Genomic DNA, 24,744 nt, shown 5'->3' with positions numbered 1-24,744 from the left:
TTAATAAGTATTAAAATTATTTTTTTAATTCATTTAAGCAGTTTTTACAGATGTTTTTACCTTTGTAGTTAACAACATCTCTAGCATCTCCACAGAAGATACAAGCTGGTTCATATTTTTTTAATATTATTTGCTCACCATCTACATAGATTTCTAAAGCATCTTTTTCAGCTATATCTAATGTTCTTCTTAATTCAATAGGAATAACTATTCTTCCTAATTCATCCACTCTTCTTACTACACCAGTTGATTTCATTTTATTTCCTCCTTAAAACAAGTTTCGACATCTTGCAAGTTAATATTACTAAAAATGTAATTAAAAGTCAACATAAAAGAAAAATATTTTCAAAAATTACAAATTTAATATGACTCTTAGAGTTATAAATACAATATACTACCATAAATTAGAAAAGTCAATACTATTTATCAAATTTACAGTAAAACAGTAAAAAAATGTAGAATGGCTTGTCTACTAGCTTAAGAAGATGAAAATTAAGTTTGTACAAAACAAAATTAAAAAAAAGATAATAAAATAAGAAAAAAATGTAAAAAATATATGTATATATGTAAAGTTAATTGTATAAAGTGCATGTTTTAATTAAGAATTTCAAAATAATAGATAATTTTTATATTATTTTAAGAAAATAATAATAAAATTAAATTAAACAGAAAAAAATAACTTGTAATAAGTTTATATATACTATATAATTATAATAAAGTAAAAATGTAGAGGTGGATAGAATGGTAAAGAAAATAGATACTAATTATATAACAGAAGTTGCCGAAGAAATGTCTAATAATACTATGGTTGGTTACGATGATTTACCGAAATATGATCTTTTTTTATCTCAAGTTATAGATTTTTTAAATGATAAGTTTATGGAGGATAAATATACTAATAATATAGTTCAAAATTATATAAAGAGTGAAGTTATAAGTAAGCCTGAGGACGGAAAGAAAAGGGGCTATACTAAAATACATTTGGTACAATTAGTTCTTTTAAGCTATATGAGACCGGTATTAACAACGGAAGAAATTAAAAAGGTTTTCACTTTGGCATTTAATGAGATAAATGACAGAACAGATGATATTATATCTTGGGAAAAAGCATATAAGATATTCTCAGAAACTCAAAGTGAGAGCTTTAAAGATTTCTTAATTAAGCCAGCTGTAGATGAGGAAAAATTAGATAGTATAATTTCTGAATTAAAGTTAAATGAAAAAGATGAAAATAGTATAAGAACATTTGTTATAGTAATGTCTCTTATAGCACAAGCAAGTGCTATAAAAAAATTAGTACAAAAAATAGTAAATGAATATCATTCAGAATAGGATAACTATAATAAATTAATTTTTCTATATAAATTTAATTATTATATTTTTAAAAAAATCCCATTATAAGCATATTTAAATAGTGGGGTGATTTTTTATGGAAGAGATAGTGAACTTAATAGCTAATTTAGGATTTCCTATAGCAATTTCCTTATACTTATTAGTAAGAATAGAAGGAAAACTAGAGAATCTTACTACTAGCATAAATAACCTTTCACAAACCATAAATTCAATTAAATAAAGTATTTTAAATTAAGGTGTTGTTATATTTGATTATGGCAATACCTTATTCAGTTTTATATCCTATTAATTATTTAACTTTAGGATTATAATATATGTAAAGTATATAGGTAGGGAAGAACTTTAATGAATAATAAAAGAATAGTTAAAGAATCTGTTAGAGGAATAATAGAATATATTTTAAAGACTGGTAGCTTAGATGATAGATATATGGGAAGAAGTAGAGCTTTAGAAGGAACGTTAGCTCATCAAAAACTTCAAAGTAGTAATGAAAAAATATATATGAATTATCAAAAAGAAGTAAAATTAGAGCATTCCTTTGAAATAGATGATATAACTTTAATTGTAGAGGGAAGAGCGGATGGAATAATTATAGAAGATGATAATGTGTATATAGAAGAGATAAAATCCACTATGAAATCACTAATATTTATAGATGATGATTATAATGATTTACACTGGGCACAAGGTAAATTTTATGCATACATGTATTCTCTAAAAAATAACTTAAAGGAAATATATATAAGGTTAAGTTACTTTAATATAGAAACGGAAGAGGTTAAAAGTTTCGATAAAAAATTTAAATTAGATGAATTAGAAGAGTTCATTTTTTCTATAATTAAAGAATATAAAAAGTGGATATTATTAAAATCGATATTAAAAGAAGCAAGAAATAAATCTATTAAAAGGCTACAATTCCCTTTTGATAGCTATAGAAAAGGGCAAAAAGAACTTGCAATTACCTGCTTTAATACAATAAAAGAGAAGTCTGTATTGTTTGCACAGGCTCCAACAGGAATAGGAAAAACTATATCTACAGTATTCCCAGCTATAAAATCTTTAGGTGAGGATAGAGGAGATAGAATAGTATATTTAACTGCGAAAACTATAACCAGAACTGTTGCAGAGGAATCAATAAATAGATTAAAGGAAAATGGACTTACATGTAGAAATATTACTTTAACATCAAAAGAAAAAATTTGTTTTAAAGAGAAGGCGAAGTGTAATCCAGAGTATTGTGAATATGCAGTTGACTATTTTGACAAAGTAAATAACATTATATTTAAGATGTTAGAAAAGGAAAATAATTTTACAAGAGAAATAATAGAGTTATATTCAAGAAAAAATAGTATATGTCCATTTGAGTTATCATTAGATTTAAGTTTATGGTGTGATGTCATAATATGTGATTATAATTATGCCTTTGATCCAAGAGCTAAACTTAAAAGATTTTTTGAAGAAGATGTGGAAAACAATATATTACTTGTGGATGAAGGTCACAATCTTGTGGATAGAGCTAGAAATATGTTTAGTTCAGAAATTTATAAGGATAAGATATTACATGCAAGTAGATTACTTAAAGGAAAGGTACCAAGCTTATATAAGGCATTAAATGCTACAAATAAAGAACTCATAGAGATTAGAAGAGAAGTTCAGGAGCTAGAGCAAGATAGTATTTACAAAAAAGAAGAGTATAAAAATTTATATAAGCTTTTAAGAATAGTTTTAAAAGAATGTGATGAATATCTTATAAAGGCTGTAAATACCGAAGGATATGATGAAATTAAAGAATTATATTTTGATATTAGAAGTTTTATATCTATTTCAGAACTTTATAGTGATGAGTATGTTACTTTAGTAGAGCAAGATAAAAACAATGTTAAAGTTAAGTTGTTTTGTGTTAATCCTTCTAAAAATCTGTCTAAAGTAGTTCAAGGAAGCTATTCAACTATAATATTTTCAGCAACTTTAACACCTATAAATTATTATATAGATTTACTTGGAGGAGACGATAAGAGCTATAGAATGAAACTAGCATCTCCATTTAAAAAAGATAATCTAAAAGTTTATGGGTATCCCCTTAATATGAGATTTAGACAAAGAGAAAATAATATTGATAATTTATGTGAGTTAATAAGAAAATTTATAGAAGTAAAATCGGGAAATTATATAGTGTTTTTACCATCTTATCAATATTTAAAAAAGTTATATTTAAGGTATATAGAGCTTTATGGAGAAAGTAATACTATTTGTCAAGAAGAGGTTTTAACAGAGTCTGAAAAAGAAGAGTTTATAGACACGTTTCAAGATAAATCTAATATACTAGCATTTTGTGTTATAGGAGGCGTATTTTCAGAGGGTATAGATTTACCAGGGAATAGGCTTATCGGAAGCATAATAGTAGGAGTTGGATTTCCTAAAATCTCAAATGAAGGTGATATAATAAAGGATTATTATGAAGAAAAAGGTTTTGATTATGCATATATTTATCCTGGAATAAATAAGGTTATGCAGGCGGCTGGAAGAGTAATAAGGACAGAAACAGATGAGGGACGGATACTTCTTATAGATGACAGATACTTTACACTTAAATATAGAAATTTATTGCCAAAAGAATGGGAAATAATAAAATAATGGATAGATGGGAGAGTTAGGATGAGAGTTACAGATTTAAGTCACAATATAAACACAGATATGACTACATATACAAAAGATGAGAAGCCTGAGATCTACAATATAGCCACAATCGAAAAGGATGGTTTTAATGAGAAGATTTTAAAAATATGTACTCATACAGGAACTCACATTGATGCGCCGAGCCATATGATTAATAAGGGGAAAAATATTGACGAGTTTAATGTAAGTGACTTTATAGGTATAGCTGTAATAGTAGATATTTCTCAATTTAAAGAAGTCACTATAAGAGACTTAATGAAATATGAAGATAAGATAAGAAACTGTGATTTTCTAATATTAAAAACAGGATGGGAAAAATATTGGGGAAGTAATGATTACTTTAATAATTTTCCTAGCTTAACTGAAGAGGCAGCTAAATGGATATGTGACTTCAACTTAAGAGGGATAGGAATAGACACAATATCTATTGATAAATTTGATAGTATAGATTTTGAAATACACAACATTATTTTATCTAGAGGAAAACTGATAATTGAAAATTTAACTAATTTAGATCTGATAAATAGCGAAGAGTTTACACTAGTAGCTACTCCATTAAAAATAGAATGCGGAGATGCATCACCAGTTAGGGCAATTGCCTTAACTAATTAGCATTTAATAAAAATAAGTCAAGGTATAAAGCTACTTAGAGTATTACCTTGACTTATTTTTAATATTATTTTTATATGAATTTCTTTTAATATAGGTATGAATTAAAACTGTAAGTTTATATTTATGCCTATATAAGAATTATTAATCTATAAATAGTTTATAGTTTGCAGTAAATGAATCTCCAACATTTAATTTTTGAATCCCAGCTTTATCTTTAAACTCTCCATTAAAATTATAAAAATCTGAATGACCATACCATGGTTCTATACAAACAAAAGGAGCTCCAGTTGATTTTGTCCATATAGCTAAATAAGGAAATCCAGAGAAGTCCATAGATAGGCTTTTGTTATGATTTTTTGATTTTAAACTTATTATATTTGACTTTAAATCTCCAAACACTAAGGCATCAAGTTTAAATAAGTCTAAAGACAGATTTATAATGTTTTCATCATTGAAGTATGGCTTTTTGTCACAAGTAAAATATCCAGTTTTAGAATTTAGTTCCATTAAAGAACAGTTTTCCTTTTGGTTAAATTCAAAGTAGTAATCTTCAAGTTTCTCTCCAGCCATTAATGGGCACATAAATGCTGGATGAGCTCCTATTGAGAAGTAGATATCTTTATCATCAAGATTAGTAACATTATATCCAACTTTAACGCCATTTTCTAAAAGCTCATATGAAAGCTTTAATGAAAACTTATAAGGGTAAACTTTTAATGTATCTTCTGACCATAAAAGTTCAAATACTATATGATTATCGTCTTTTTCAATCATTTTAAAGTCTTTAGTTCTTGCAAGCCCATGTTGTGGTAATTCATATTCTAATCCATCTACTAAATATTTACCATCTGTAACTCTACCAACTATAGGGAATAATATTGGGGAATGATATTTCCAATATGATTCATCTCCATTCCATAGAAACTCTGTTGAGTCTTTTTTACTAATTAAGTTATTAAGTTCTCCACCAAATGTATTAGCTGATATTTTTATATTTTCATTTTCTAATATGTATTTCATAATAAACACCCTTTCAATTTATATAAGGTTTACATAGAAATTATACTATAATCAATGGTTTTTAGAAAGAATTAGAAATAAATACATCACTTTGCTTATATAATTTCAAATAATATAGTATTATATAAAGTAATAATTAAATAATGTAAAAGAATTATAATATAACTTATTTGAGATATAATATAAAAGATAAAAAATAAATAATAAATAATGTGGTGATTTAATGGCTAATAACAATAATGAAAATAAAAAGTCTATAATAGATGGTATAATATATTTTATTGTAAAAGTGAATAATGATGATATATTTGCATTAGGTGCTCAACTTGCATACTATTTAATACTAGCCTTTTTCCCGTTTTTAATATTTTTAATGACATTAGTTGGTTTTAGCAATTTAAACTCTGCAGATATTTTAGATGGGTTAAGAACTATATTACCCGATAGTGTATTTACATTAGTAGATACCACAGTTGTTGAAATTGTAGATACTCAAAATGCTGGTTTATTAGGAGCTTCTATTGCTCTTACAATGTGGTCAGCTTCATCGGGATTCAGAGCAGTTATTAAAGGCGTTAATAAAGCATACGACATGAAGGAAAGTAGATCCTTTATAAAAAGAGCATTTGTAGCTATATTTTTTACCTTAGCTTTAGCTTTAATAATAATGTTAGCTTTAGCTTTATTAGTATTTGGAGAATTGATAGGAAAATATTTAATATCTATACTTCCATTTCAGAATATAATAATAATAATATGGAATTTAAGCAGGTATATAGTAGTTGTACTTATAATGTGTTGGATATTTGCAGGGATATATAGGTACACTCCTGCTAAAAAAATTCCATGGAGAGAGGTTTTTCCAGGAGCTATAGTAAGTACCTTGGGATGGATAATAGTTTCATTAGCATTTTCATACTATATAAATAATATAGCTAATTATTCAAGGTTATATGGAAGCGTAGGGGCAGTATTTATATTAATGACTTGGTTATATATTACATCAATGATACTAATTTTAGGAGCTGAAATAAATTCAGTTTTATCAATGAGACGAAAAAATTAATAAAACTATTAGAGAGACTATTTTTATATAGTCTCTTATTTTGTTTCTAAGAAAGTGTTTATAAAAATATGTAATATTTTATTTATTTATGTATAGAAAAAAACTAACTGGATATAATCAAAGAAGAGATATTCAGGAGGTGTAAAAATGAATAAAATAGTATTATTAGGAAAGTTAATAAAAGACCCTGAACTTAGAACATTAGAGGGTAGTGATAAAGTATTTACTAGGTTCATAATCGCAGTAGATAGAAATTTTAAAGCTCAAGATGGCACAAGAAAATCAGATTTAATACCAATCACAATTTGGGGAAGAAAAGCAGAAGTAGTGTGTCAATATATGAGAAAAGGAAGCTATATAAGCTTGAGTGGAAGACTGAGAACAGGAAGCTATGAAGATAAAGATGGTAACAAAAAGTACATAGCTGAAGTTGTAGCAGAAGATTTTAAATTTGTAGGAAATAGAAGAGTTGAAAAAGAATTAGAAAACACAGATAATTTAAATGATTTTGCTAATTAAAGATTAAAATATAAATTTAAATTTAAATAAATAGTATGACAGGGTAAGATATTAATTAATAGCTTACCCTGTTATATTTAAAATAAAGTTTTAGAGATAAAGTTAGATATTATTTTTAAATAGTACCCTTACTTAATACAGTTGCTTTATCTTCTCCATTTTGAATTCCATTTATTATTTTTACAGAAGAAGATATATTACCAATTAATATTCCTCCAACTAGACTATTGTTTTCAAAGAATAATTTAGAGTATTTATTATTTACACTATCAATATAACCTACCTTTTCTAGAGAAGGGTCATCAAAGTTTACTGTTCCAGCAGAGAATACTTGAGTATTCATTGAAGCAAACACTGTAGATGAAACAAATTTCTCGAATTTAATTTTATCACCTGTAGCATTAGCCCCAGCAACTTTACCCATTTCTATTGCAGCTGGCCAGTTTCCATAATAAATTCCATCTAATTCAGCTACATCTCCGCAAGCATAAATATCTTCAATATTTGTTTGCATATATTGATCCACAACAATACCTTTATTACATTGTATTCCTAAAGGCTGAGCTAAGAAAATATTAGATCTAACTCCAACAGAATAAATAATAGTATCAACATCAATTAATTTGCCACTCTTTAATTTAATTGACTTAACGCCATTCTTATCTGCATTTATAAATTCAACAGCTTCACCTAATAATACATTAACAGGAGTTTTATTAACTAGTGATTCGAATAACTTAGATCCTTCAGTATCTAATTGACGAGGAAGCATTCTATCTGCTAATTCAACTACAGTAACATTTATATTACGTTTTTGAACTTCCCAAGCAGCTTCTAAACCTAGTAAGCCACCACCAATAATAACTACATTTTTAGAAGAAGGTAATTCATTTTTAATAGCTTCAACATCACTAAGCTTCTTAACTGTATGAATGCCTTTAATAGTATTATAAGTCCAAGAATTTATTTCTATTTCAGAATCATCTAATTTAACCTTTGTTGGAGGAACAAAATTATAACTACCATTTGCTAAAACTAACTTATCATAACGAATTCCTTGTTTATTATCTAATTTAATAGTTTTAGTTTCCTTATCAATACTATTTACATTTGCACCAAGAATTTCAATTATATTATTTTCTTTATACCAATTAGCTTTTGCAAGGTAGAATGTATCATCAATTTCATCAGTTATTAAATCAGAAAGCTGAGTTCTTACATATGAGTGCTCTGTTTCATTAGAAATAAGTTTTATAATTGCACTAGCATTTCTTTCCTTTATAGCTTTAGCAGCATAGAAACCAGCAGCACCATTACCTATTATTACATAGGTCTCTTCTTTATCAATTGAATAATTACTAGTCTCTCTCTTTACTTCTACGAATTGATCACTTCCAGCTCCACATACAGAACAAATTTCTGGAACGGTCTCAGCTTCAAATATCTCACCACAAATTACACATTTCCAAAGTTTCAAACCACCGTTTGTAGGAACTTCTTCTATATTTGTTTTAGCTTTTGCCATAGGTGTAAATTTCTTTTTACCAGTTAAAATTTCTCCAAATCCAAGTCCAAATTCATAAGCTTCTTTTAATTCGTTATCAGATGGTTTGAAGTTTATTTTTAAGCTAGGACCATACAGCTTCATATTTAACTCTTTAAATCTTGTTTCCATTCTAGGAATAGCTTCTCCACTCCAACCATATGAACCAAATGCAGCAGCTAGTTTTCCACCATGGACAACTGGGTTTAGTTTTGAAAGTATATCACGAATTGGTTCAAGTAATTCACTAACTATAGTAGGTGAGCCGCATAGTAATCCATCTGATTCTCCTATGCTATTAATTATATCACCCATCTCATGATGTATAACATTAAATAATCTAACTTCAATGTTTCCAGCAGCTTCTATGCCCTTAGCGATTTCCTTAGCTAATGTTTCAGTATAACCATATGCTGAAACATAAGGTATTGTAACTATTTTTTTACCATCGTCAAGTGGAGAAGCAGGAGTACTCCATTGTCTATAAGTTTCAACAATTTTCATTGGTTCTTCTACTAAAACAGGCCCGTGACCGGGTAAAATCATATCAATTTTTAGATTTTCAATCTTTTTTATAGCTTTTAATACATATGGTTTATATGGTCCAAAAATACAATCAAAGTAGTATTTTAGTGCGTCCATGTAGTGATCTTTATTTTCAACTTTGCTATTTATTATTGCTTCAGATGAATAGTGAGACCCAAAGGAATCACATGTAATTAAAACTTCGTCTTCAGGAACATAAGTGTATATTGAATCTGGCCAGTGTAAGAAAGGGGCAGAAATAAATTGTAAAGTTTTATTTCCTAAGCTTAATGTATCTCCATCGCCAACAGTTATTGATTCAAAGTCTCTATTTGCAATTTTTTTCATAAATTTAATTGCAGGAGCAGAGCCTACTACTTTGGCATTTGGTGAAATTTCTAACAACTTAGCCACTGATCCAGCATGATCAGGCTCAGTATGATCAAGAACGATATAATGAATATTTGTAATATCTATATCTAAATCTTTTAATCTTTCTATATATTCATCAAAAAATTCAACCTTAACTGTTTCAAAAACAGCTGTTTTTTCACTTCCTTTAACAACATATGAGTTATAGCTTGTTCCGTAAGGTGTGTACATAATAATATCAAAAATTCTTAAATTTGGATCAAGAGCCCCAACCCAATGTATATCTTTTTTTAATTGTAAAGATTTCATAAATTTACACCTACCTCAAATTAATATTATATAATAATAATTATTATAAAATTATTATATGTCTAATTATTAACAATATCAATAACTATTTAAAATATTTATTAATAATTTATATTTTATATTCCAGATTAATATAAGTATTTTTTAAAAGATATATATAGTCTAACAATAACATATCAATATTATTACTAAATCATCAATTATAGATATAAATTAGATAAGATTAATAATAAAAAGCAACAAATTCGACAAGAAGCTAAAGTTATTTATAAAAATGTTTTATATTATTAAATAACTTTATGTTAAAAAAATATATTGAGAAAAAAATGTAAAAATATAAAGAAATATTTTAATGGTATAACAAACAATGTTTGACATTGTTTTGATAAATTTTATGATATGTTTTTATTGTAGTAGTTAATTAACCTAATATGGTTTATAAAGAGGGGGATAAAATGCATATTGTTGATAGTTTATACAATATTACAAAGAATGATAATAAGGAAAGCAGATATGCCTATAGAATGATAAAGGAGGATTTTTTTGGTGGACAAGCTTTTGGCATAGAGGCGGAAAGACAAGACTTAGTTGAAGGAAATGTAGTTACAATAGAAAGGGATGAGATTAGAAAAATATCTAATATTGAAGGAAAGGTTAAGGAACTTTTAAATTTAATACATGTTAATGAAGTGTCTCCAATACATCTTGTTGACATATTAGGAGAATATGTTGATAACTATGTATCAGATTTTAATTTGTAATTTTGAAGTAAGTTAAAAATCACATATAATCATGTAGTATTTATAGTAAAATATATTAGAGGTGATTTTTATGATAATTGGAATAGGTACTGACATAATTGAAATAGATAGAATTGAAAATGCTATTAATAAAACAAATGGATTTATAGATAAGTTATTCACTAAAAGAGAAATTGAAATGTTTAAATCTAGAAATATGAGAGCAGAAGTAGTAGCAGGAAATTTTGCAGCTAAAGAGGCTATAAGTAAAGCCTTTGGAACAGGTATAAGGGGATTTTCTTTAAAAGAAATAGAGGTTTTAAGGGATAAGTTAGGAAAGCCTGAGGTATTTTTAAGTGATAATATAAATAGCCTTATAGGTAAAAAATATAATATAAATATATCAATATCACATAATAATACGTCGTCAATAGCTTTTGCTATTTTGGAGGAAGCATAATGTATGTAATGTCAACAAATAAATGTATGTGTATAGATAAATACACCATAGAGAAAGTTGGGATACCAGGTATTGTTCTTATGGAAAATGCAGCAAATGAAGTAGTAAATAAAATTTTTAATATGGGAGAAAAATTTATTATTTTCTGTGGCAAAGGCAATAATGGTGGAGACGGGTTAGCTATTGCAAGAAAGTTAATTTTAAAAAATAAGGATGTGTTGGTAGTTGTCGTAAATAAAAATGATAACTGTTCTAATGAATTTTCTACTAATTTAGAAATAATAAAAAAAATTACATCAAAAATTACTTATATTAGTAATGAAAAGGACATAGAAAGTTTAATTCCTATCTTTAGTAGCTATAAAGTTGGAATAGACTGTCTTTTTGGAATAGGATTAAATAGAGAGTTAAGCGGATTATATATTGGTTTAATAGATACTATAAATAGATATGTGGAAACTAAAATAAGTATTGATGTACCATCAGGATTAAACGCAGATAATGGTGAAGTAATGGGGGTGGCTATAAAAGCTGATATAACTTATACATTTGAAGTTATAAAAAGAGGATTTATAGAGTATAAAGCATTAAGTTATTTGGGTAAACTTGAGGTTTTAAATATAGGTATTCCAGATTATGTTAAGCATGAAAACTCTGAAAAAATAACTATTTTAAAAAAGGTTGAGTATAGCAAATTGCTAAAAAAGAGAAATTTATATGACCATAAAGGAATGTACGGGAAAATTGCTATTTTAGCAGGTAGTAAAGGTTATACTGGAGCAGCATATATAACTACTGAAGCATGTGTTAAATCAGGTTCAGGATTAATTACCCTAGTATCTTCAGGATATGTCCAAGATATATTGAGTTGTAAGCTAGTTGAGGCTATGACTTTAGATATAAAGGAAGAGGAGAAAGTAAAAGGTTTATTGGAGAACTCAGATGTAATTGCGATAGGACCTGGTTTAACAGAAGGAGACTTATATAAAAATATACTAAAAGATATAAAAAGCTATGAAGAAAAATTTTTTGTAGTTGATGCAGATGGATTACAATTGATTTCAAAAGATAAGGATTTAATGAAAAGGATTAGAGGAAGGGCAGTCTTTACTCCACATCCGGGAGAAATGGCGAAACTACTAGGTAAATCAGTTGATTTTGTTGAAAGTGATAGAATAGGTATTGCAAAAAAATATGCAAAAGATAATGATGTAATAATAGTTCTAAAGGGGTACAATACTGTAATAACAAATGGTGATGATGTGTACATAAACAATACAGGGAATAGTAAGATGGCCTCAGGAGGAATGGGGGATTGCTTAACTGGAATAATATCATCACTTATAGGACAAAGACATTCTATTATGGATTCAGCTTTACTTGGTACATATATACATGGGTTAGCAGGGGAGCTTTCCTATTCCAATAAATATTGTACAGTAGCCTCTGAAGTTATAGAAAATATATCTAAAGTTATGGATTATATATCTAGATAAGTTTTAAAGTATGAATAAAATCCATCTAAAGCTAATATTAGTATTAATAAGTACTAAAGCTTTAGGGAGGATTTATGAAAAAGAAATTATTATTAATACTTATGGTATGCATACCAGTTATATTGATTCTTTTAGTGATATTATTTAGAATTACATCTGAGCCAAGTAATGAAGAAATAATAAAATCTCTAAGAGAAATAAAATGTTATAGTACAAAAGTAGAGTATATAATAAAAAATTCTAGGGGAGAGGAAAGAGAGGAAACTAAACACTATTATTTAAAAGATATTGGTGGAAGAATTGACTTTGGAGAAGAAAGATCAAAGATATACAAAGATAATAAAATTATAGTTAAAGACAACATATCAAATAAAGAATATGCAATGGAAGATGATATGGATAAAATACATTCTTTAGCTTTTATGAATAAATTATTATCATACCCAATTAATGAAGATGGAATAAAAGAGGGACAGGAAGAGTGGGGAGACACAGAGTATATAGAATTTACCAGTGAGGTATTTTTAAAAAATAATCATTTAGATAAAATTAAGGTTTTCATAGATAAGAATGAAAAGACTCCAATTGGAGCCATCGTTTATGACAAAAATGGAAAAGATAGAATAAGGATTGTGTATAGAGATTTCCAAAAACTAAAGCAATTAGAGGATGGATTTCTAGATTAATTGATATAGAAACAAAGTAAAATAAAAATAACCAGTTCGATATTAGTACGCGTTAAGAAGTTAAAGAAAATGGAGTACATAAGTGTAAAAATAGTTTTATAAATTAAACCTTAATATTATTTTATTAAATTATAAAAAAACTATAGAAATATAAATTTAAACAAAGAATTTGAAACATATGTTTTGACAAAGTGACATAATTTGCAATATAATTGAGTTATACATAGATTTTTACTACCTGGAGGCAAATTATGTCTAATAAAGTTAAAAAACTAAATTTTATAAAAAATGTAGTTAAAATTAAAAAAAATAGTCAATTTATTGATTACAATTTAATAGAATATAATGAAGACCAACTTGATTTGGAATTTTTAGAATTAATGAAAGAGGGCTACAAAGAAATGTCTAAAATTAATTTGGAGCTTTCACAACTTCCTTTCGAGTGCGAAATTGCAGATATTAACGAATATGAGAACTGGCTTTGCGGAGTGTGATATTTCTAATGACGACTATGGTAGTAAAAAGAGGGGATATTTTTTATGCAGATTTAAGTCCTGTTATAGGTTCAGAACAAGGTGGGATTAGACCTGTTATAATAGTTCAAAATGATATTGGCAATAAATATAGTCCTACAGTTATAGTTGCAGCTATAACTTCACAAATAAATAAGGCTAAATTGCCAACGCATGTTGAAATTTCTTCAGAAGAATATGGATTGAATAGGGACTCAGTTGTTCTATTAGAACAAGTAAGAACTTTGGATAAAAAAAGATTAAAAGAAAAAATAGGGCATATGACAGATGCTGATATGAAGAAAGTTAATAAAGCCTTATTAATTAGTTTAAATCTTGCATAAAATTTTGAGAAAAAGAGTATATTAAATACTTAAGAAACCCGATTAGGGTTTCTTTTATTTATATAAAACATAGCAAAAGTGATATACTATTTTTAAATAGAGTATCACTTAAGTGTAAAAAATATATATTTTATTAAAAAATAGAAGTAATAGTATATACAAAATAAAAATGTTATGCTAAAATAATTTTAGCGAATATAGGAAAATATATATTGACAGGTAAATTTAAATCTTAGGAGGATAAAAAATGATAAAAAATATTGAAGAATTAAAATCAGTAGCTAAAACTGTTCGTGGGGATATAGTTTCAATGCTAACAGAATCAGCATCAGGACATCCAGGTGGTTCATTATCAGCGGCAGATATATTAACTACACTATTTTTTGAAGAAATGAATATAGACCCAGAAAATCCTAAGGACGAAAATAGAGATAGATTTGTATTATCTAAAGGACATGCAGCCCCTGTTTTATATAGCGTATTAGCAAGAAAAGGATATTTTCCTGTTGAAGAGCTTAAAACTTTAAGAAAAATTGGATCAAGATTACAAGGGCATCCAAGTATGAAATGCTTACCTGGAATAGATATGTCAACTGGGTCTTTAGGCCAAGGAATTTCTGCATCTGTAGGAATGGCTTTAGCAGGGAAAGTTGATAAGAAGAACTATAGAGTTTATACACTTTTAGGCGATGGAGAGCTTGAGGAAGGCCAAGTTTGGGAAGCAGCTATGTCAGCAGCTCACTATAAACTTGACAATTTAACTGCATTTGTAGACTTTAATGGATTGCAAATAGATGGAGATATAACAAAAGTTATGAATCCATCACCAATAGATAAAAAGTTTGAAGCCTTTGGATGGAATGTATTAGTAATAGATGGTCATAACATAGAAGAAATAATAAATGCTATAGATAAAGCTAAAAATTGCAAAGGAAAACCTACTGCTGTTATATGTAACACTATAAAAGGAAAAGGTGTTTCCTTTATGGAAAATCAAGCAGCATGGCATGGAACAGCACCAAGTAAAGAACAATGTGAGCAAGCACTAGCAGAAATTGGAGGTAATAACTAATGAGTAAGAAGATTGCAACAAGAGAAGCTTATGGAAAAGCATTAGCATCATTAGCTAATGTTAATGAGAATATATTAGTTTTAGATGCGGATCTTTCTAAATCTACAAAAACTGCAGATTTTAAAGCTGTTTGCGAAGAAAGATTCTTTAATATGGGGATAGCTGAAGGAAATATGATGGGAGTTGCAGCAGGCTTATCTACTTGTGGAAAAATACCATTTGTTAGTACCTTTGCAATGTTTGCAGCTGGAAGAGCTTTTGAACAAATTAGAAACTCTATTTGTTATCCGAAATTAAATGTTAAAGTATGTGCAACTCATGCTGGTTTAACAGTAGGAGAAGATGGTGCATCTCATCAAGCTATAGAAGATTTAGCTTTAATGAGAAGTATACCTAATATGACAGTAATATGCCCAGCAGACGCAGTAGAGACAGAAGCCGCTATAAAAGCTATTGCAGAGTATGATGGACCTTGCTATGTTAGGCTTGGAAGAGCTGCTGTAAATGTTATAAATGATGAAAAAACTTATGAATTTAAAATAGGAAAAGGCGTGACATTATCAGAAGGAAATGATGTAACGATAGTTGCAACAGGAATAATGGTAGATGTTGCATTAGAAGCGAAAGAACAATTAAAGAAAGATGGAATTAATGCAAGAGTAATAAATATTCACACATTAAAGCCAATTGACAAAGAGTTGTTAGTTAAAGCTGCAAAGGAAACAGGAGCTATAGTTACTGTTGAAGAACATAATATAATAGGTGGACTTGGTTCAGCGGTTGCAGAAGTTTTAACTGAAGAAGCTCCAGTGCCTGTATTAAAGGTTGGAGTAAATGATGTATTTGGGGAAAGTGGATTGCCAAATCAATTATTAGAAGCATATGGTTTAACAGCTAGTAATGTTATAGAAAAAGTTAAAAAGGCAATTTCTCTAAAAAAATAAAAAGTTTACTATAATAATTTAAATAAATTACTAAAAAAATAGCTATATTTACCACTAAAGCTGTAGAAAATTTCTACAGCTTTTTATTTTAAAATTTTAAATTACAATTTGCTAAAATAGTAATATAATAGTAACAGTGGTTTATTTAATTATTAAATGAAAATACCATAATATTAGGGGTAAAGCTGCGGATAGAAAAGAATAAAATGAGGAAAAATAATAGAAGTTCTCTAAGAAAGGGGCATATAATAATGAAGGAAAAAATAAAGGAATATGTTTTAATACTTACAGGTGTGTTTCTAGTTGCTATATCATTAGAATATTTTTTTATTCCTAATAATATAGCAGCAGGGGGATTGACTGGATTAGCTATAGTAATAAATCATTATATACCAGCGATGTCTACTGGACCATTAGTGTTTATTATGGATTTAATCTTGTTTGTAATCGGATTTATTTTTCTTGGGAAAAACTTTGGGGTCAAAACTATAGTATCTAGTTTTAGCTTGGCAGGAATGATGACAATAATAGAAAAATTTTTAAATCCTCAAGCAATAACAAATGATTTAATGTTAGCAGCAATATTTGGAACTCTTATAACCTCAATAGGAATGGCAATTGTGTTTAATGCAAATGCATCAACGGGTGGTACAGACACCATAGCAAAGATATTGAATAAATTTTTTCATATTGATATAGGTAAGTCATTATTATCAGTAGATTTTATAGTAACCTTATTAGGGGCAATTACTTTTGGCATAAACATAGGATTATATGGATTACTTTCAGTAATAATTAATGGAATTGCTATTGATAAAGTAATAGAAGGTTTCCATGTTTGTAAAGAAGTAACTATTATAAGTTCTAAAAATGATGAAATAGGTAGATTTATAATGAACGATTTAGAGCGAGGATGCACATATTTAAAAGGAGTAGGTGGATTTACCAATACTGATATTTATGTGATATATGCAGTATTGGGAAGAAGTGAATTTATAAAATTAAAGCAGTATATAAGTAAAATAGATCCTAAGGCTTTTATAACAGTTGGAGAAGTTCATGAAGTTATGGGAGAAGGATTTAAGAATATACAATAATTTTAGGGATGGGACTATTTATTAGAAGGAGAATAAAAAAACGTATGAATAAGTTAAAAGAATATATTTTATCAACTTTAGGAGTAGCATTAGTAGCAACAGGACTAGAATACTTCTTCTTTCCAAATAACATAGCAGCAGGTGGGGTATCTGGGTTGGCATTAGCGATAAATAAAATTATAAATATAAATCCAAGTATATTAGTATTTATATTTAACATTATATTATTTATCCTTGCATTTTTTTTGATAGGTAGTTCATTTGGGGCAAAAAGCATTTATTCAACCATTATGCTATCATTTTTTATGTGGATATATGAAGCATTTTTACATCCTAAAGCTATTACTGAAAATTTAATACTAGCATGTATATTTGGTTCAGCTGTATTAGCTATGGGAACAGCAATAGTTTTTTATCAAGATGCATCTACTGGAGGAACTGCAATAGTAGCAAAAATTTTAAATAAGTATCTTCATATACCAATTGGGCAGGGACTATTAATGGCAGATTGTACAGTTACATTATTAGCAATTTATTCATTTGGTGTTGAAAAGGGATTATTTGGACTTCTAAGTGCTATATTAATAGGAAATTTAGTTGATAGATTTATAGCTGGAATTAATCCAGTTAAACAAGTATTTATAATTACAAATAAAGAAAAACTAATAGTGGATTTTATAAATAATGAGATTGATAGAGGGTGTACTATTTTGTCGGGGAAAGGTGGCTATACAAAAGAAAATACAACTGTGATATATACAGTTTTAAGTTCTAAACAATTTATAACTTTAAAACAATTTATAAAGCATAGAAATCCAGAGGCTTTTTTAACAGTGAGTGAATCAACAGAGGCTTTAGGTAAGGGGTTCGCAGATTATTAAGAAATTAAGAGAATTCTGAAGAAAATAAAAAAAATATAGATTTTATTAGAAGTAAAAGTATAAAAAAAGTTTTTCCTTAGAGGATGTTATGCTATAATAACGCTATAGGTTTAGCAACTTTTAAAAAAATAGGCTGATGCGAGGTGTTTTGAAATGATAGAATTTAAGAATGTATCTAAGCTATATGATAACAATGTTAAGGCTTTAGCGGATGTAAATATAAATATAGAATCAGGTGAATTTGTATTTTTAGTTGGACCTTCAGGAGCAGGTAAATCAACTTTTATTAAGATGTTAATTAAGGAAACAGAACCAACAGTTGGAGAAATAGTAGTGTCAGGAAAGAAGCTTTCAACAATAACAAGAAGGCAAATACCTTACTATAGAAGAAAAATAGGAATGGTTTTCCAAGACTTTAGACTTATACCAACATTAAATGTATATGAAAATGTTGCGTTTGCTATGAGAGTTGTAGAAACATCAGCAAAGGATATAAGAAAAAGAGTACCAATGGTATTATCTTTAGTTGGTCTTTCCCATAAGTACAAAATGTTCCCAAATGAATTGTCTGGTGGAGAGCAACAAAGAGTGGCACTTGCAAGGGCTATAGTTAATAATCCTTCAGTTTTAATATGTGATGAGCCAACAGGGAATTTAGACCCAGAAACAGCTAAAGAAATAATGGATTTATTAGAAGATATAAATAGAGCAGGAACGACTATATTAATGGCTACTCATGCTAAAGAAATAGTTGATAATATGAAAAAGAGAGTTATTGCCATAGAAAAAGGATGTGTATCAAGAGATACTAAGAGGGGGATGTACGAAGATGAAGTTTAATACACTAAAGTACTTTTTTATAGATGCCTTAAAAAGTCTTAGAAGAAATAGAACATTAAGTATAGCAGCCATGATTACGGTACTAATAACATTCTTTATATTTGGTACATTTACTTTATTAGGGCTGAATTTTAATAAAGCAATAGAAGATGTAGCATCAAAAGTTGAAATAAAAGTTTACTTAAAAGAGGATGTAAAGTTATTAGATCAAAGAGAAATAGAAATGAAGCTTAATGAGCAAGATGGCGTTAAAGAAGTAATATATGAGTCAAGAGAAGAAGCTTTTTTAAATTTTAAAGAAAGTTTAAAAGATAATCCAGGATTATTACAAGGATATGATTTACAAAACAATCCACTTCCTAGCTCATTTATAGTAAAATTAAAAGATCCAGCTTATGCAAATGCTATTGGAAGCTCAGTAAAGGATATGACTGGTGTAGAAGATATTTCTAATCAACAAGAAATGATAAATGCAATAAGTTCATTTGTTGATGGAGTTAGAATAGCAGGATTAGTATTGTTTGTGGTATTTGTAGGAGTATCTATATTCTTAATTACCAACACAACAAAAATAACAGTGTATTCAAGAAGAAAAGAAGTTGGAATAATGAAATTTGTAGGTGCTACTGATTGGTTTATAAGGTGGCCATTTATAATTGAGGGTATGATAATTGGTATAGTAGGATCATTATTTGCAAGTTTATCATTATTTGCATTATATAAGTGGGCTTATGGATACATAGTGTCTAATATGTTCTTAGTTACATTAGTTACTCCTGGATTTGTTCTTGGAACCTTGACATGGATATTCATATTAGGAGGAACAATTGTTGGAGCAGTAGGAAGTTCTGTAGCATTAAGAAAATTCTTAGATGTATAAAATATAGAATAACAAGATAAAATAATTAATATGTTTAAGTGGAGTATATACTCCACTTAAAACATATTTAAGGTAATCTAAGAGTATAGATAATGTATATACGACAGAATGAGTTTTTATGAAAGGAAGTATTAGGAATATGGAGGAGAATAACAGCAAAAATAAAAAAGTAAATAATAGCTCTAAAAAATCAATAATTATAGTGGCGATAGTTATAGCTTTTATATTTTCAAATATAATGTTTTTCTATATAGGAAATGTATTTGCATTTAGTGGATTAACATTAAAAAATGTAAGTGAAGATGTTGCCAAGGATTTAGGAGATATAAAAGACGTTAAGAAATATAACTTATTATTTCAAGTTAGGGAAGCATTATTAGCAAAGTATGATGGGCAAATAGATGATGATGTTTTGTTGGAGGCTGCTATAAAGGGAATGACTCAGTCGTTAAAGGATCCATATACTGTTTTTATGAATGCAAATGAATATAAATCATTTGTAGAGCAAAGTGAAGGCCATTTTGTTGGAATAGGAGCACAACTAGGTATTAAAGATGATAAGGTTACTATCGTAGCACCAATAGAAGGCTCTCCAGCTGAAAAAGCGGGATTAAAAAGTGGAGATGTCATATTAAAAGTAGATGGCACAGATATAGTTGAGCCTAATGTTGAAAAAACAATATCTATGATAAAGGGTGAGCAAGGAAAGCCTGTAACATTAACAGTTGCAAGAGCAAACTCACAAGACCTTGATATAACAATAGTTAGAGATGTTATTAAAGTAGTTTCAGTAAGAGGCGAAATTATAGATGGAAACGTAGGCTATATACAAATAGCATCTTTTGATGAAGATGTTGCAAAGAATTTTAAGGAAAAAATAATTGAATTAAAAAATCAAGGCATGAAAGGCATGATTTTAGACTTAAGAGGAAATCCAGGAGGTTTCTTAGGAGAAGCAGTTAATGTTGCTTCACAATTTATACCAAAAGGAAAGGTAGTAACATATACCGTAGACAAATATGAAAACAAACAAGAGTCAAAATCTGTAGGAGGAGAAGCTGAGGGCATGCCATTAGTAATATTAATAGATGGAGGAAGTGCATCAGCATCAGAAGTAGTTACAGGAGCCTTAAGAGATTATAAAGCTGGAACAATAGTAGGTACAACAAGCTTCGGTAAAGGTGTTGTACAACAACTTATAGAATTCAAGGATGGAAGTGGTGGATTAAAAGTAACAACTTCAAAATATTATACACCAAATGGAGAAAATATACACAAAATAGGAATAAAGCCAGATATAGAGGTAACTATTCCAGAAGAAATGTTATCAAAAGAGTATAATAGGAGTATAGATCCACAATTTAATAAAGGGCTAGAGGTTATAAAAGATAAGTTAAAATAGGAGGCTCAGAGATGGAGTTGATACTATATACATTAAGAACTGTAGCATATGCCATAATTGAGCCAATGCACATATTTATGCTAGTAGTTTTAGGAATAATGTTTTATTTAAAAAACAAAAGAATAACAATAATGCAAAAAATGACTATAGGGGAGAGTATAAATTCTCCTCTAGAGCTTACACTTTCTCAAATTTCATTAGGAATAATAGGCGGTGCAACAATAAGCTTAATTCTAAGTGGCTTAGGAATTGTATTCAATGAAAATTCTGGAATAGAAATAATGTTTATGATATCAGTTCTATTACTTTTTGTTAAAAAGAGATTCATATGTTTTTCATATTCAGGAGCTGTTTTAGGAGCAATAAGTATATTATCAAGTGTATTGGCTAATATAACAAATACTAAATCATATATAAATATAAATATATTAGCACTTATGACTTTTGTTGGACTTATGCACGTAGTAGAAGGATTTTTAGTAATCTTTGATGGAGGAAGAGGAGCGATACCTGTTTTTTCAAATAAAGATAATAAAATAGTAGGTGGCTTTGCTTATAATAGGTATTGGGCATTGCCAGTTGCTATATTCATAGCTTTTTCTGGAGATTTATCTAGTTTTGCTACAACAGCAATTGAAACACCAACTTGGTGGCCACTAATAAATCGAACAGAAACATTATTAATATTAAGTACAGCTATTATATCAGCAATTCCATTATATGGTGTTATAAGTTATAATTCTGTATCATTTACAAAGGGTAAAAATAAGAAACCAGTTTATTCAGGAATTGGAATATTAATTTATGGCATATCTTTAACAATTATATCTCAGTTAGCTCAATTTGGAATAATTGGACAAATTGTAGTTATAGTATTTGCACCATTAGCTCATGAAATTATGATAAGAATTCAGAAGAAATTAGAAGATTCTGGTGAATATATATATGTTACTGATGATAGTGGAGTATCTATATTAGAAGTGGCTCCTACTTCTCCAGCTTATGAAGCAGGTATAAGAAGAGGAGATAAAATAATAGAAATTAATAATGAAAAAGCTATGTCAGAAGTAGATATTTTTAAGATAGTTAAGGATAGTCTTCATGAAATTTCAATTAAGATAAAAAAGATTTCAGGAGAAATAGTAGATTTAAAAATAATTCCCAAAAATAAAAGACTAGGAATATTACTTGTACCTAAAATGGTAAATATAGATGATACATTAAATATAGATAATGATGATTTTAAGAAGGTATTAGAAGAAATGAAAAGGAAGCATTAAGCTTTCTTTTTGTTTTATAATAAAAAGATTATTATTCATTGAATAAGAAAGTTATAAAAGATAAAATATAAATATTAACAAATAATTTTATGGGGGTGAGTAAATGCCTGAATTTAAGATTGAATCAAAATTTAAACCTACTGGAGATCAACCGCAAGCTATAGATAGTTTAGTAAATTCTATAAATAAAGGGGATAAAGGGCAAACTTTATTAGGAGTAACTGGCTCAGGTAAAACATATACCATGGCAAATATAATAGAAAGAGTTCAAAAACCAACAATTGTTTTAGCTCATAATAAAACTCTTGCAGCTCAATTATGTTCTGAGTTTAAGGAGTTTTTCCCGAATAATATTGTTGAATACTTCGTTTCATATTATGATTATTATCAACCAGAAGCATATGTACCACAAACAGATACATTTATAGAAAAGGATGCATCAATAAATGATGAGATAGATAAGCTTAGGCACTCAGCTACATCAGCTTTATTAGAAAGACGAGATGTAATAATAGTTGCTTCAGTTTCCTGTATTTATGGACTTGGAAATCCAGAGGAGTATAAGAAGTTAACAATCTCTTTAAGAGCAGGAATGGAAAAAGAAAGAGATGAAATAATAAGAAAGCTTATAGAAATACAATATGAAAGAAATGATATAGATTTTTCAAGAGGAAGCTTTAGAGTTAGAGGTGATTCTTTAGACATAATCCCAGCATCTTCATCTAATAAAGGAATTAGAGTAGAATTCTTTGGTGATGAAATAGAGAGAATCAGAGAATTTGATGTTTTAACAGGAAATATATTAGGAGAAAGAAATCATGTATCAATATCTCCAGCATCTCACTTTGCTACTTCACCTGAAGTTTTAGAAAGAGCTATAAAAACCATTGAAGATGAATTAGAAGACAGATTAAGGGAACTTAATAGTCAAGAAAAGCTATTAGAAGCACAAAGGTTAAGACAAAGAACTAATTATGATATAGAAATGATTAGAGAAATGGGCTATTGTAGTGGAATAGAAAATTACTCAAGAATATTAGATAGAAGAGGGCCAGGAACCCCACCACAAACGCTACTAGATTATTTTCCAGATGACTTTTTAATGTTCATAGATGAAAGCCATGTTACTTTACCACAATGTAGGGCCATGTATGCAGGAGATAGATCTAGAAAAGATACCTTAGTAGAATTTGGATTTAGATTACCTTGTGCATATGATAATAGGCCATTAAAATTTGCTGAGTTTGAAAATAAGATGAATCAAGTAGTTTTTGTAAGTGCAACACCAGCACAATATGAAATAGATCATTCAACTAATATAGCTGAGCAAGTAATAAGGCCAACAGGTTTATTAGATCCAGTTATAGAAATAAGACCAGTAGAAGGTCAAATAGATGATTTATATGCAGAAATAAAGAAAACTACTGAAAAAGGGTTTAGAACACTTATTACAACACTTACAAAGAGAATGGCAGAAGACTTAACTAAGTACTTAAAAGACTTAGGTATAAAAACTACTTATATGCATTCTGATATAGAAACTATAGAAAGAATGAAAATAATAAGAGATTTAAGACTTGGAGAATTTGATGTATTAGTTGGAATTAACCTTTTAAGAGAGGGACTAGATATTCCAGAAGTTGCATTAGTTGCAATATTAGATGCTGACAAAGAGGGATTCTTACGTTCAGAGACATCACTAGTACAAACAATAGGTAGAGCAGCTAGAAACTCTGAAAGTAAAGTAATAATGTATGCTGATAATATAACTAAGTCTATGGATAAAGCAATAAAAGAAACAGAAAGAAGAAGAGAAATTCAAATTAAGTATAATGAAGAAAACGGAATTACTCCACAAACAATTATTAAGGGAGTAAGAGATGTAATAGAAGCAACAAAGGTAGCAGAAGATTCTGCGAGTTATGAAGTAGAAGAAGTAAAAGCGGTTTCTGAAAAAGATAAGAAAAAATTAATTAAGAAATACACAGAAGAAATGATGGATGCAGCTAAAAATTTACAATTTGAAAGAGCAGCAGAACTACGCGATATAATAAATAAATTAAAAAAGTAAATTAAATTTAGTTATAAAAGTATGGTGTATGATGTACTAATTCA

General features: G+C 28.3%; 24 protein-coding genes. 21 read left to right on the top strand and 3 right to left on the bottom strand.

Features of this window, described 5'->3' with window-relative positions; translation table 11 throughout:
• Positions 1 to 16: 16 nt before the first annotated feature.
• Complete coding sequence (locus tag ACZJV1_RS17725) at positions 17 to 256, bottom strand: AbrB/MazE/SpoVT family DNA-binding domain-containing protein (protein ID WP_016207519.1); 240 nt, start codon at positions 254 to 256, stop codon at positions 17 to 19.
• A gap of 485 nt (positions 257 to 741) precedes the next feature.
• Between ACZJV1_RS17725 and ACZJV1_RS17720 the strand changes: the two genes are divergently transcribed.
• From ACZJV1_RS17720 to ACZJV1_RS17705, 4 genes are all read left to right on the top strand, one after another.
• Positions 742 to 1,332, top strand: coding sequence for a DUF1836 domain-containing protein (locus ACZJV1_RS17720; protein WP_411169144.1), 591 nt, complete (start codon positions 742 to 744; stop codon positions 1,330 to 1,332).
• A 97-nt stretch (positions 1,333 to 1,429) separates the two neighbouring features.
• Entirely contained in the window at positions 1,430 to 1,573 is a 144-nt protein-coding gene (locus ACZJV1_RS17715) for a YvrJ family protein (protein WP_411169143.1), read from the top strand.
• Between the two features lie 125 nt (positions 1,574 to 1,698).
• On the top strand, positions 1,699 to 3,987 hold the full coding sequence (locus tag ACZJV1_RS17710; RefSeq protein WP_463650944.1) for a helicase C-terminal domain-containing protein: 2,289 nt from the start codon (positions 1,699 to 1,701) through the stop codon (positions 3,985 to 3,987).
• 21 nt (positions 3,988 to 4,008) lie between these two features.
• Positions 4,009 to 4,641: a cyclase family protein gene (locus ACZJV1_RS17705; protein WP_463650943.1), complete on the top strand. Its 633-nt coding sequence runs from the start codon at positions 4,009 to 4,011 to the stop codon at positions 4,639 to 4,641.
• Positions 4,642 to 4,782: 141 nt separating this feature from the next.
• Here ACZJV1_RS17705 and ACZJV1_RS17700 read toward each other — a convergent pair whose 3' ends face one another.
• Positions 4,783 to 5,661, bottom strand: coding sequence for an aldose 1-epimerase family protein (locus ACZJV1_RS17700; RefSeq protein WP_463650942.1), 879 nt, complete (start codon positions 5,659 to 5,661; stop codon positions 4,783 to 4,785).
• Positions 5,662 to 5,884: 223 nt separating this feature from the next.
• On the opposite strand from ACZJV1_RS17700, the gene ACZJV1_RS17695 reads away from it, so the two are divergent.
• Both ACZJV1_RS17695 and ACZJV1_RS17690 read left to right on the top strand, forming a co-directional pair.
• Positions 5,885 to 6,727: a YihY/virulence factor BrkB family protein gene (locus ACZJV1_RS17695; protein WP_463650941.1), complete on the top strand. Its 843-nt coding sequence runs from the start codon at positions 5,885 to 5,887 to the stop codon at positions 6,725 to 6,727.
• 147 nt (positions 6,728 to 6,874) lie between these two features.
• Positions 6,875 to 7,246 (top strand): single-stranded DNA-binding protein, encoded by a 372-nt coding sequence (locus ACZJV1_RS17690; protein ID WP_322413311.1) that lies wholly within the window; start codon positions 6,875 to 6,877, stop codon positions 7,244 to 7,246.
• Positions 7,247 to 7,361: 115 nt separating this feature from the next.
• Here the strand turns inward: ACZJV1_RS17690 and ACZJV1_RS17685 are convergent, their stop codons facing one another.
• A complete protein-coding gene (locus ACZJV1_RS17685; RefSeq protein WP_463650940.1) occupies positions 7,362 to 9,995 on the bottom strand; it encodes an FAD-dependent oxidoreductase in 2,634 nt (877 codons plus the stop codon).
• A gap of 455 nt (positions 9,996 to 10,450) precedes the next feature.
• Between ACZJV1_RS17685 and ACZJV1_RS17680 the strand changes: the two genes are divergently transcribed.
• The 15 genes from ACZJV1_RS17680 (at position 10,451) to uvrB (ending at position 24,700) form a co-directional block, all read left to right on the top strand.
• Entirely contained in the window at positions 10,451 to 10,756 is a 306-nt protein-coding gene (locus ACZJV1_RS17680) for a DUF6514 family protein (RefSeq protein ID WP_463650939.1), read from the top strand.
• A gap of 70 nt (positions 10,757 to 10,826) precedes the next feature.
• Complete coding sequence (gene acpS, locus ACZJV1_RS17675; RefSeq protein WP_411169136.1) at positions 10,827 to 11,195, top strand: holo-ACP synthase; 369 nt, start codon at positions 10,827 to 10,829, stop codon at positions 11,193 to 11,195.
• Positions 11,195 to 12,691 (top strand): NAD(P)H-hydrate dehydratase, encoded by a 1,497-nt coding sequence (locus ACZJV1_RS17670; RefSeq protein WP_463650938.1) that lies wholly within the window; start codon positions 11,195 to 11,197, stop codon positions 12,689 to 12,691. Before acpS ends, ACZJV1_RS17670 begins: the two co-directional genes overlap by 1 nt.
• 74 nt (positions 12,692 to 12,765) lie before the next feature.
• Complete coding sequence (locus tag ACZJV1_RS17665) at positions 12,766 to 13,377, top strand: germination lipoprotein GerS-related protein (RefSeq protein WP_411169134.1); 612 nt, start codon at positions 12,766 to 12,768, stop codon at positions 13,375 to 13,377.
• A gap of 251 nt (positions 13,378 to 13,628) precedes the next feature.
• On the top strand, positions 13,629 to 13,871 hold the full coding sequence (locus ACZJV1_RS17660; protein WP_460289280.1) for a hypothetical protein: 243 nt from the start codon (positions 13,629 to 13,631) through the stop codon (positions 13,869 to 13,871).
• An 8-nt stretch (positions 13,872 to 13,879) separates the two neighbouring features.
• A complete protein-coding gene (locus tag ACZJV1_RS17655) occupies positions 13,880 to 14,233 on the top strand; it encodes a type II toxin-antitoxin system PemK/MazF family toxin (RefSeq protein WP_411169133.1) in 354 nt (117 codons plus the stop codon).
• A 247-nt stretch (positions 14,234 to 14,480) separates the two neighbouring features.
• Positions 14,481 to 15,305 (top strand): transketolase, encoded by an 825-nt coding sequence (locus ACZJV1_RS17650; protein ID WP_463650937.1) that lies wholly within the window; start codon positions 14,481 to 14,483, stop codon positions 15,303 to 15,305.
• Complete coding sequence (locus ACZJV1_RS17645) at positions 15,305 to 16,249, top strand: transketolase family protein (protein WP_463650936.1); 945 nt, start codon at positions 15,305 to 15,307, stop codon at positions 16,247 to 16,249. Before ACZJV1_RS17650 ends, ACZJV1_RS17645 begins: the two co-directional genes overlap by 1 nt.
• Before the next feature lie 251 nt (positions 16,250 to 16,500).
• Positions 16,501 to 17,346, top strand: a complete 846-nt coding sequence (locus ACZJV1_RS17640; protein WP_460289277.1) for a YitT family protein — start codon at positions 16,501 to 16,503, stop codon at positions 17,344 to 17,346.
• Between the two features lie 44 nt (positions 17,347 to 17,390).
• Entirely contained in the window at positions 17,391 to 18,227 is an 837-nt protein-coding gene (locus ACZJV1_RS17635) for a YitT family protein (RefSeq protein ID WP_411169129.1), read from the top strand.
• Between the two features lie 153 nt (positions 18,228 to 18,380).
• Positions 18,381 to 19,067: a cell division ATP-binding protein FtsE gene (ftsE, locus tag ACZJV1_RS17630; protein ID WP_411169128.1), complete on the top strand. Its 687-nt coding sequence runs from the start codon at positions 18,381 to 18,383 to the stop codon at positions 19,065 to 19,067.
• Positions 19,057 to 19,947 (top strand): permease-like cell division protein FtsX, encoded by an 891-nt coding sequence (gene ftsX / locus ACZJV1_RS17625; protein ID WP_411169127.1) that lies wholly within the window; start codon positions 19,057 to 19,059, stop codon positions 19,945 to 19,947. The genes ftsE and ftsX overlap by 11 nt, the downstream gene beginning before the upstream one ends.
• Positions 19,948 to 20,086: 139 nt before the next feature.
• A complete protein-coding gene (locus ACZJV1_RS17620) occupies positions 20,087 to 21,349 on the top strand; it encodes a S41 family peptidase (RefSeq protein WP_460289297.1) in 1,263 nt (420 codons plus the stop codon).
• An 11-nt stretch (positions 21,350 to 21,360) separates the two neighbouring features.
• The gene (locus ACZJV1_RS17615; RefSeq protein ID WP_463650935.1) at positions 21,361 to 22,629 is read left to right on the top strand and encodes a PDZ domain-containing protein; all 1,269 of its coding nucleotides are present in this window, start codon (positions 21,361 to 21,363) and stop codon (positions 22,627 to 22,629) included.
• Positions 22,630 to 22,732: 103 nt separating this feature from the next.
• Positions 22,733 to 24,700, top strand: coding sequence for an excinuclease ABC subunit UvrB (uvrB, locus tag ACZJV1_RS17610; RefSeq protein ID WP_460289275.1), 1,968 nt, complete (start codon positions 22,733 to 22,735; stop codon positions 24,698 to 24,700).
• Positions 24,701 to 24,744: the final 44 nt, after the last annotated feature.

The organism is Clostridium sp. LS3, assembly GCF_055330225.1.
The sequence above is the reverse complement of the archived record's forward strand: the minus strand, read 5'-3'. Positions and strand labels throughout refer to the sequence as shown.

What these genes read in the sequence shown, in the direction of transcription:
- ACZJV1_RS17725 (WP_016207519.1), bottom strand. Translation starts at nt 256, where the DNA reads ATGAAATCAACTGGTGTAGTAAGAAGAGTGGATGAATTAGGAAGAATA.
- ACZJV1_RS17720 (WP_411169144.1), top strand. Translation starts at nt 742, where the DNA reads ATGGTAAAGAAAATAGATACTAATTATATAACAGAAGTTGCCGAAGAA.
- ACZJV1_RS17715 (WP_411169143.1), top strand. Translation starts at nt 1,430, where the DNA reads ATGGAAGAGATAGTGAACTTAATAGCTAATTTAGGATTTCCTATAGCA.
- ACZJV1_RS17710 (WP_463650944.1), top strand. Translation starts at nt 1,699, where the DNA reads ATGAATAATAAAAGAATAGTTAAAGAATCTGTTAGAGGAATAATAGAA.
- ACZJV1_RS17705 (WP_463650943.1), top strand. Translation starts at nt 4,009, where the DNA reads ATGAGAGTTACAGATTTAAGTCACAATATAAACACAGATATGACTACA.
- ACZJV1_RS17700 (WP_463650942.1), bottom strand. Translation starts at nt 5,661, where the DNA reads ATGAAATACATATTAGAAAATGAAAATATAAAAATATCAGCTAATACA.
- ACZJV1_RS17695 (WP_463650941.1), top strand. Translation starts at nt 5,885, where the DNA reads ATGGCTAATAACAATAATGAAAATAAAAAGTCTATAATAGATGGTATA.
- ACZJV1_RS17690 (WP_322413311.1), top strand. Translation starts at nt 6,875, where the DNA reads ATGAATAAAATAGTATTATTAGGAAAGTTAATAAAAGACCCTGAACTT.
- ACZJV1_RS17685 (WP_463650940.1), bottom strand. Translation starts at nt 9,995, where the DNA reads ATGAAATCTTTACAATTAAAAAAAGATATACATTGGGTTGGGGCTCTT.
- ACZJV1_RS17680 (WP_463650939.1), top strand. Translation starts at nt 10,451, where the DNA reads ATGCATATTGTTGATAGTTTATACAATATTACAAAGAATGATAATAAG.
- acpS (WP_411169136.1), top strand. Translation starts at nt 10,827, where the DNA reads ATGATAATTGGAATAGGTACTGACATAATTGAAATAGATAGAATTGAA.
- ACZJV1_RS17670 (WP_463650938.1), top strand. Translation starts at nt 11,195, where the DNA reads ATGTATGTAATGTCAACAAATAAATGTATGTGTATAGATAAATACACC.
- ACZJV1_RS17665 (WP_411169134.1), top strand. Translation starts at nt 12,766, where the DNA reads ATGAAAAAGAAATTATTATTAATACTTATGGTATGCATACCAGTTATA.
- ACZJV1_RS17660 (WP_460289280.1), top strand. Translation starts at nt 13,629, where the DNA reads ATGTCTAATAAAGTTAAAAAACTAAATTTTATAAAAAATGTAGTTAAA.
- ACZJV1_RS17655 (WP_411169133.1), top strand. Translation starts at nt 13,880, where the DNA reads ATGACGACTATGGTAGTAAAAAGAGGGGATATTTTTTATGCAGATTTA.
- ACZJV1_RS17650 (WP_463650937.1), top strand. Translation starts at nt 14,481, where the DNA reads ATGATAAAAAATATTGAAGAATTAAAATCAGTAGCTAAAACTGTTCGT.
- ACZJV1_RS17645 (WP_463650936.1), top strand. Translation starts at nt 15,305, where the DNA reads ATGAGTAAGAAGATTGCAACAAGAGAAGCTTATGGAAAAGCATTAGCA.
- ACZJV1_RS17640 (WP_460289277.1), top strand. Translation starts at nt 16,501, where the DNA reads ATGAAGGAAAAAATAAAGGAATATGTTTTAATACTTACAGGTGTGTTT.
- ACZJV1_RS17635 (WP_411169129.1), top strand. Translation starts at nt 17,391, where the DNA reads ATGAATAAGTTAAAAGAATATATTTTATCAACTTTAGGAGTAGCATTA.
- ftsE (WP_411169128.1), top strand. Translation starts at nt 18,381, where the DNA reads ATGATAGAATTTAAGAATGTATCTAAGCTATATGATAACAATGTTAAG.
- ftsX (WP_411169127.1), top strand. Translation starts at nt 19,057, where the DNA reads ATGAAGTTTAATACACTAAAGTACTTTTTTATAGATGCCTTAAAAAGT.
- ACZJV1_RS17620 (WP_460289297.1), top strand. Translation starts at nt 20,087, where the DNA reads ATGGAGGAGAATAACAGCAAAAATAAAAAAGTAAATAATAGCTCTAAA.
- ACZJV1_RS17615 (WP_463650935.1), top strand. Translation starts at nt 21,361, where the DNA reads ATGGAGTTGATACTATATACATTAAGAACTGTAGCATATGCCATAATT.
- uvrB (WP_460289275.1), top strand. Translation starts at nt 22,733, where the DNA reads ATGCCTGAATTTAAGATTGAATCAAAATTTAAACCTACTGGAGATCAA.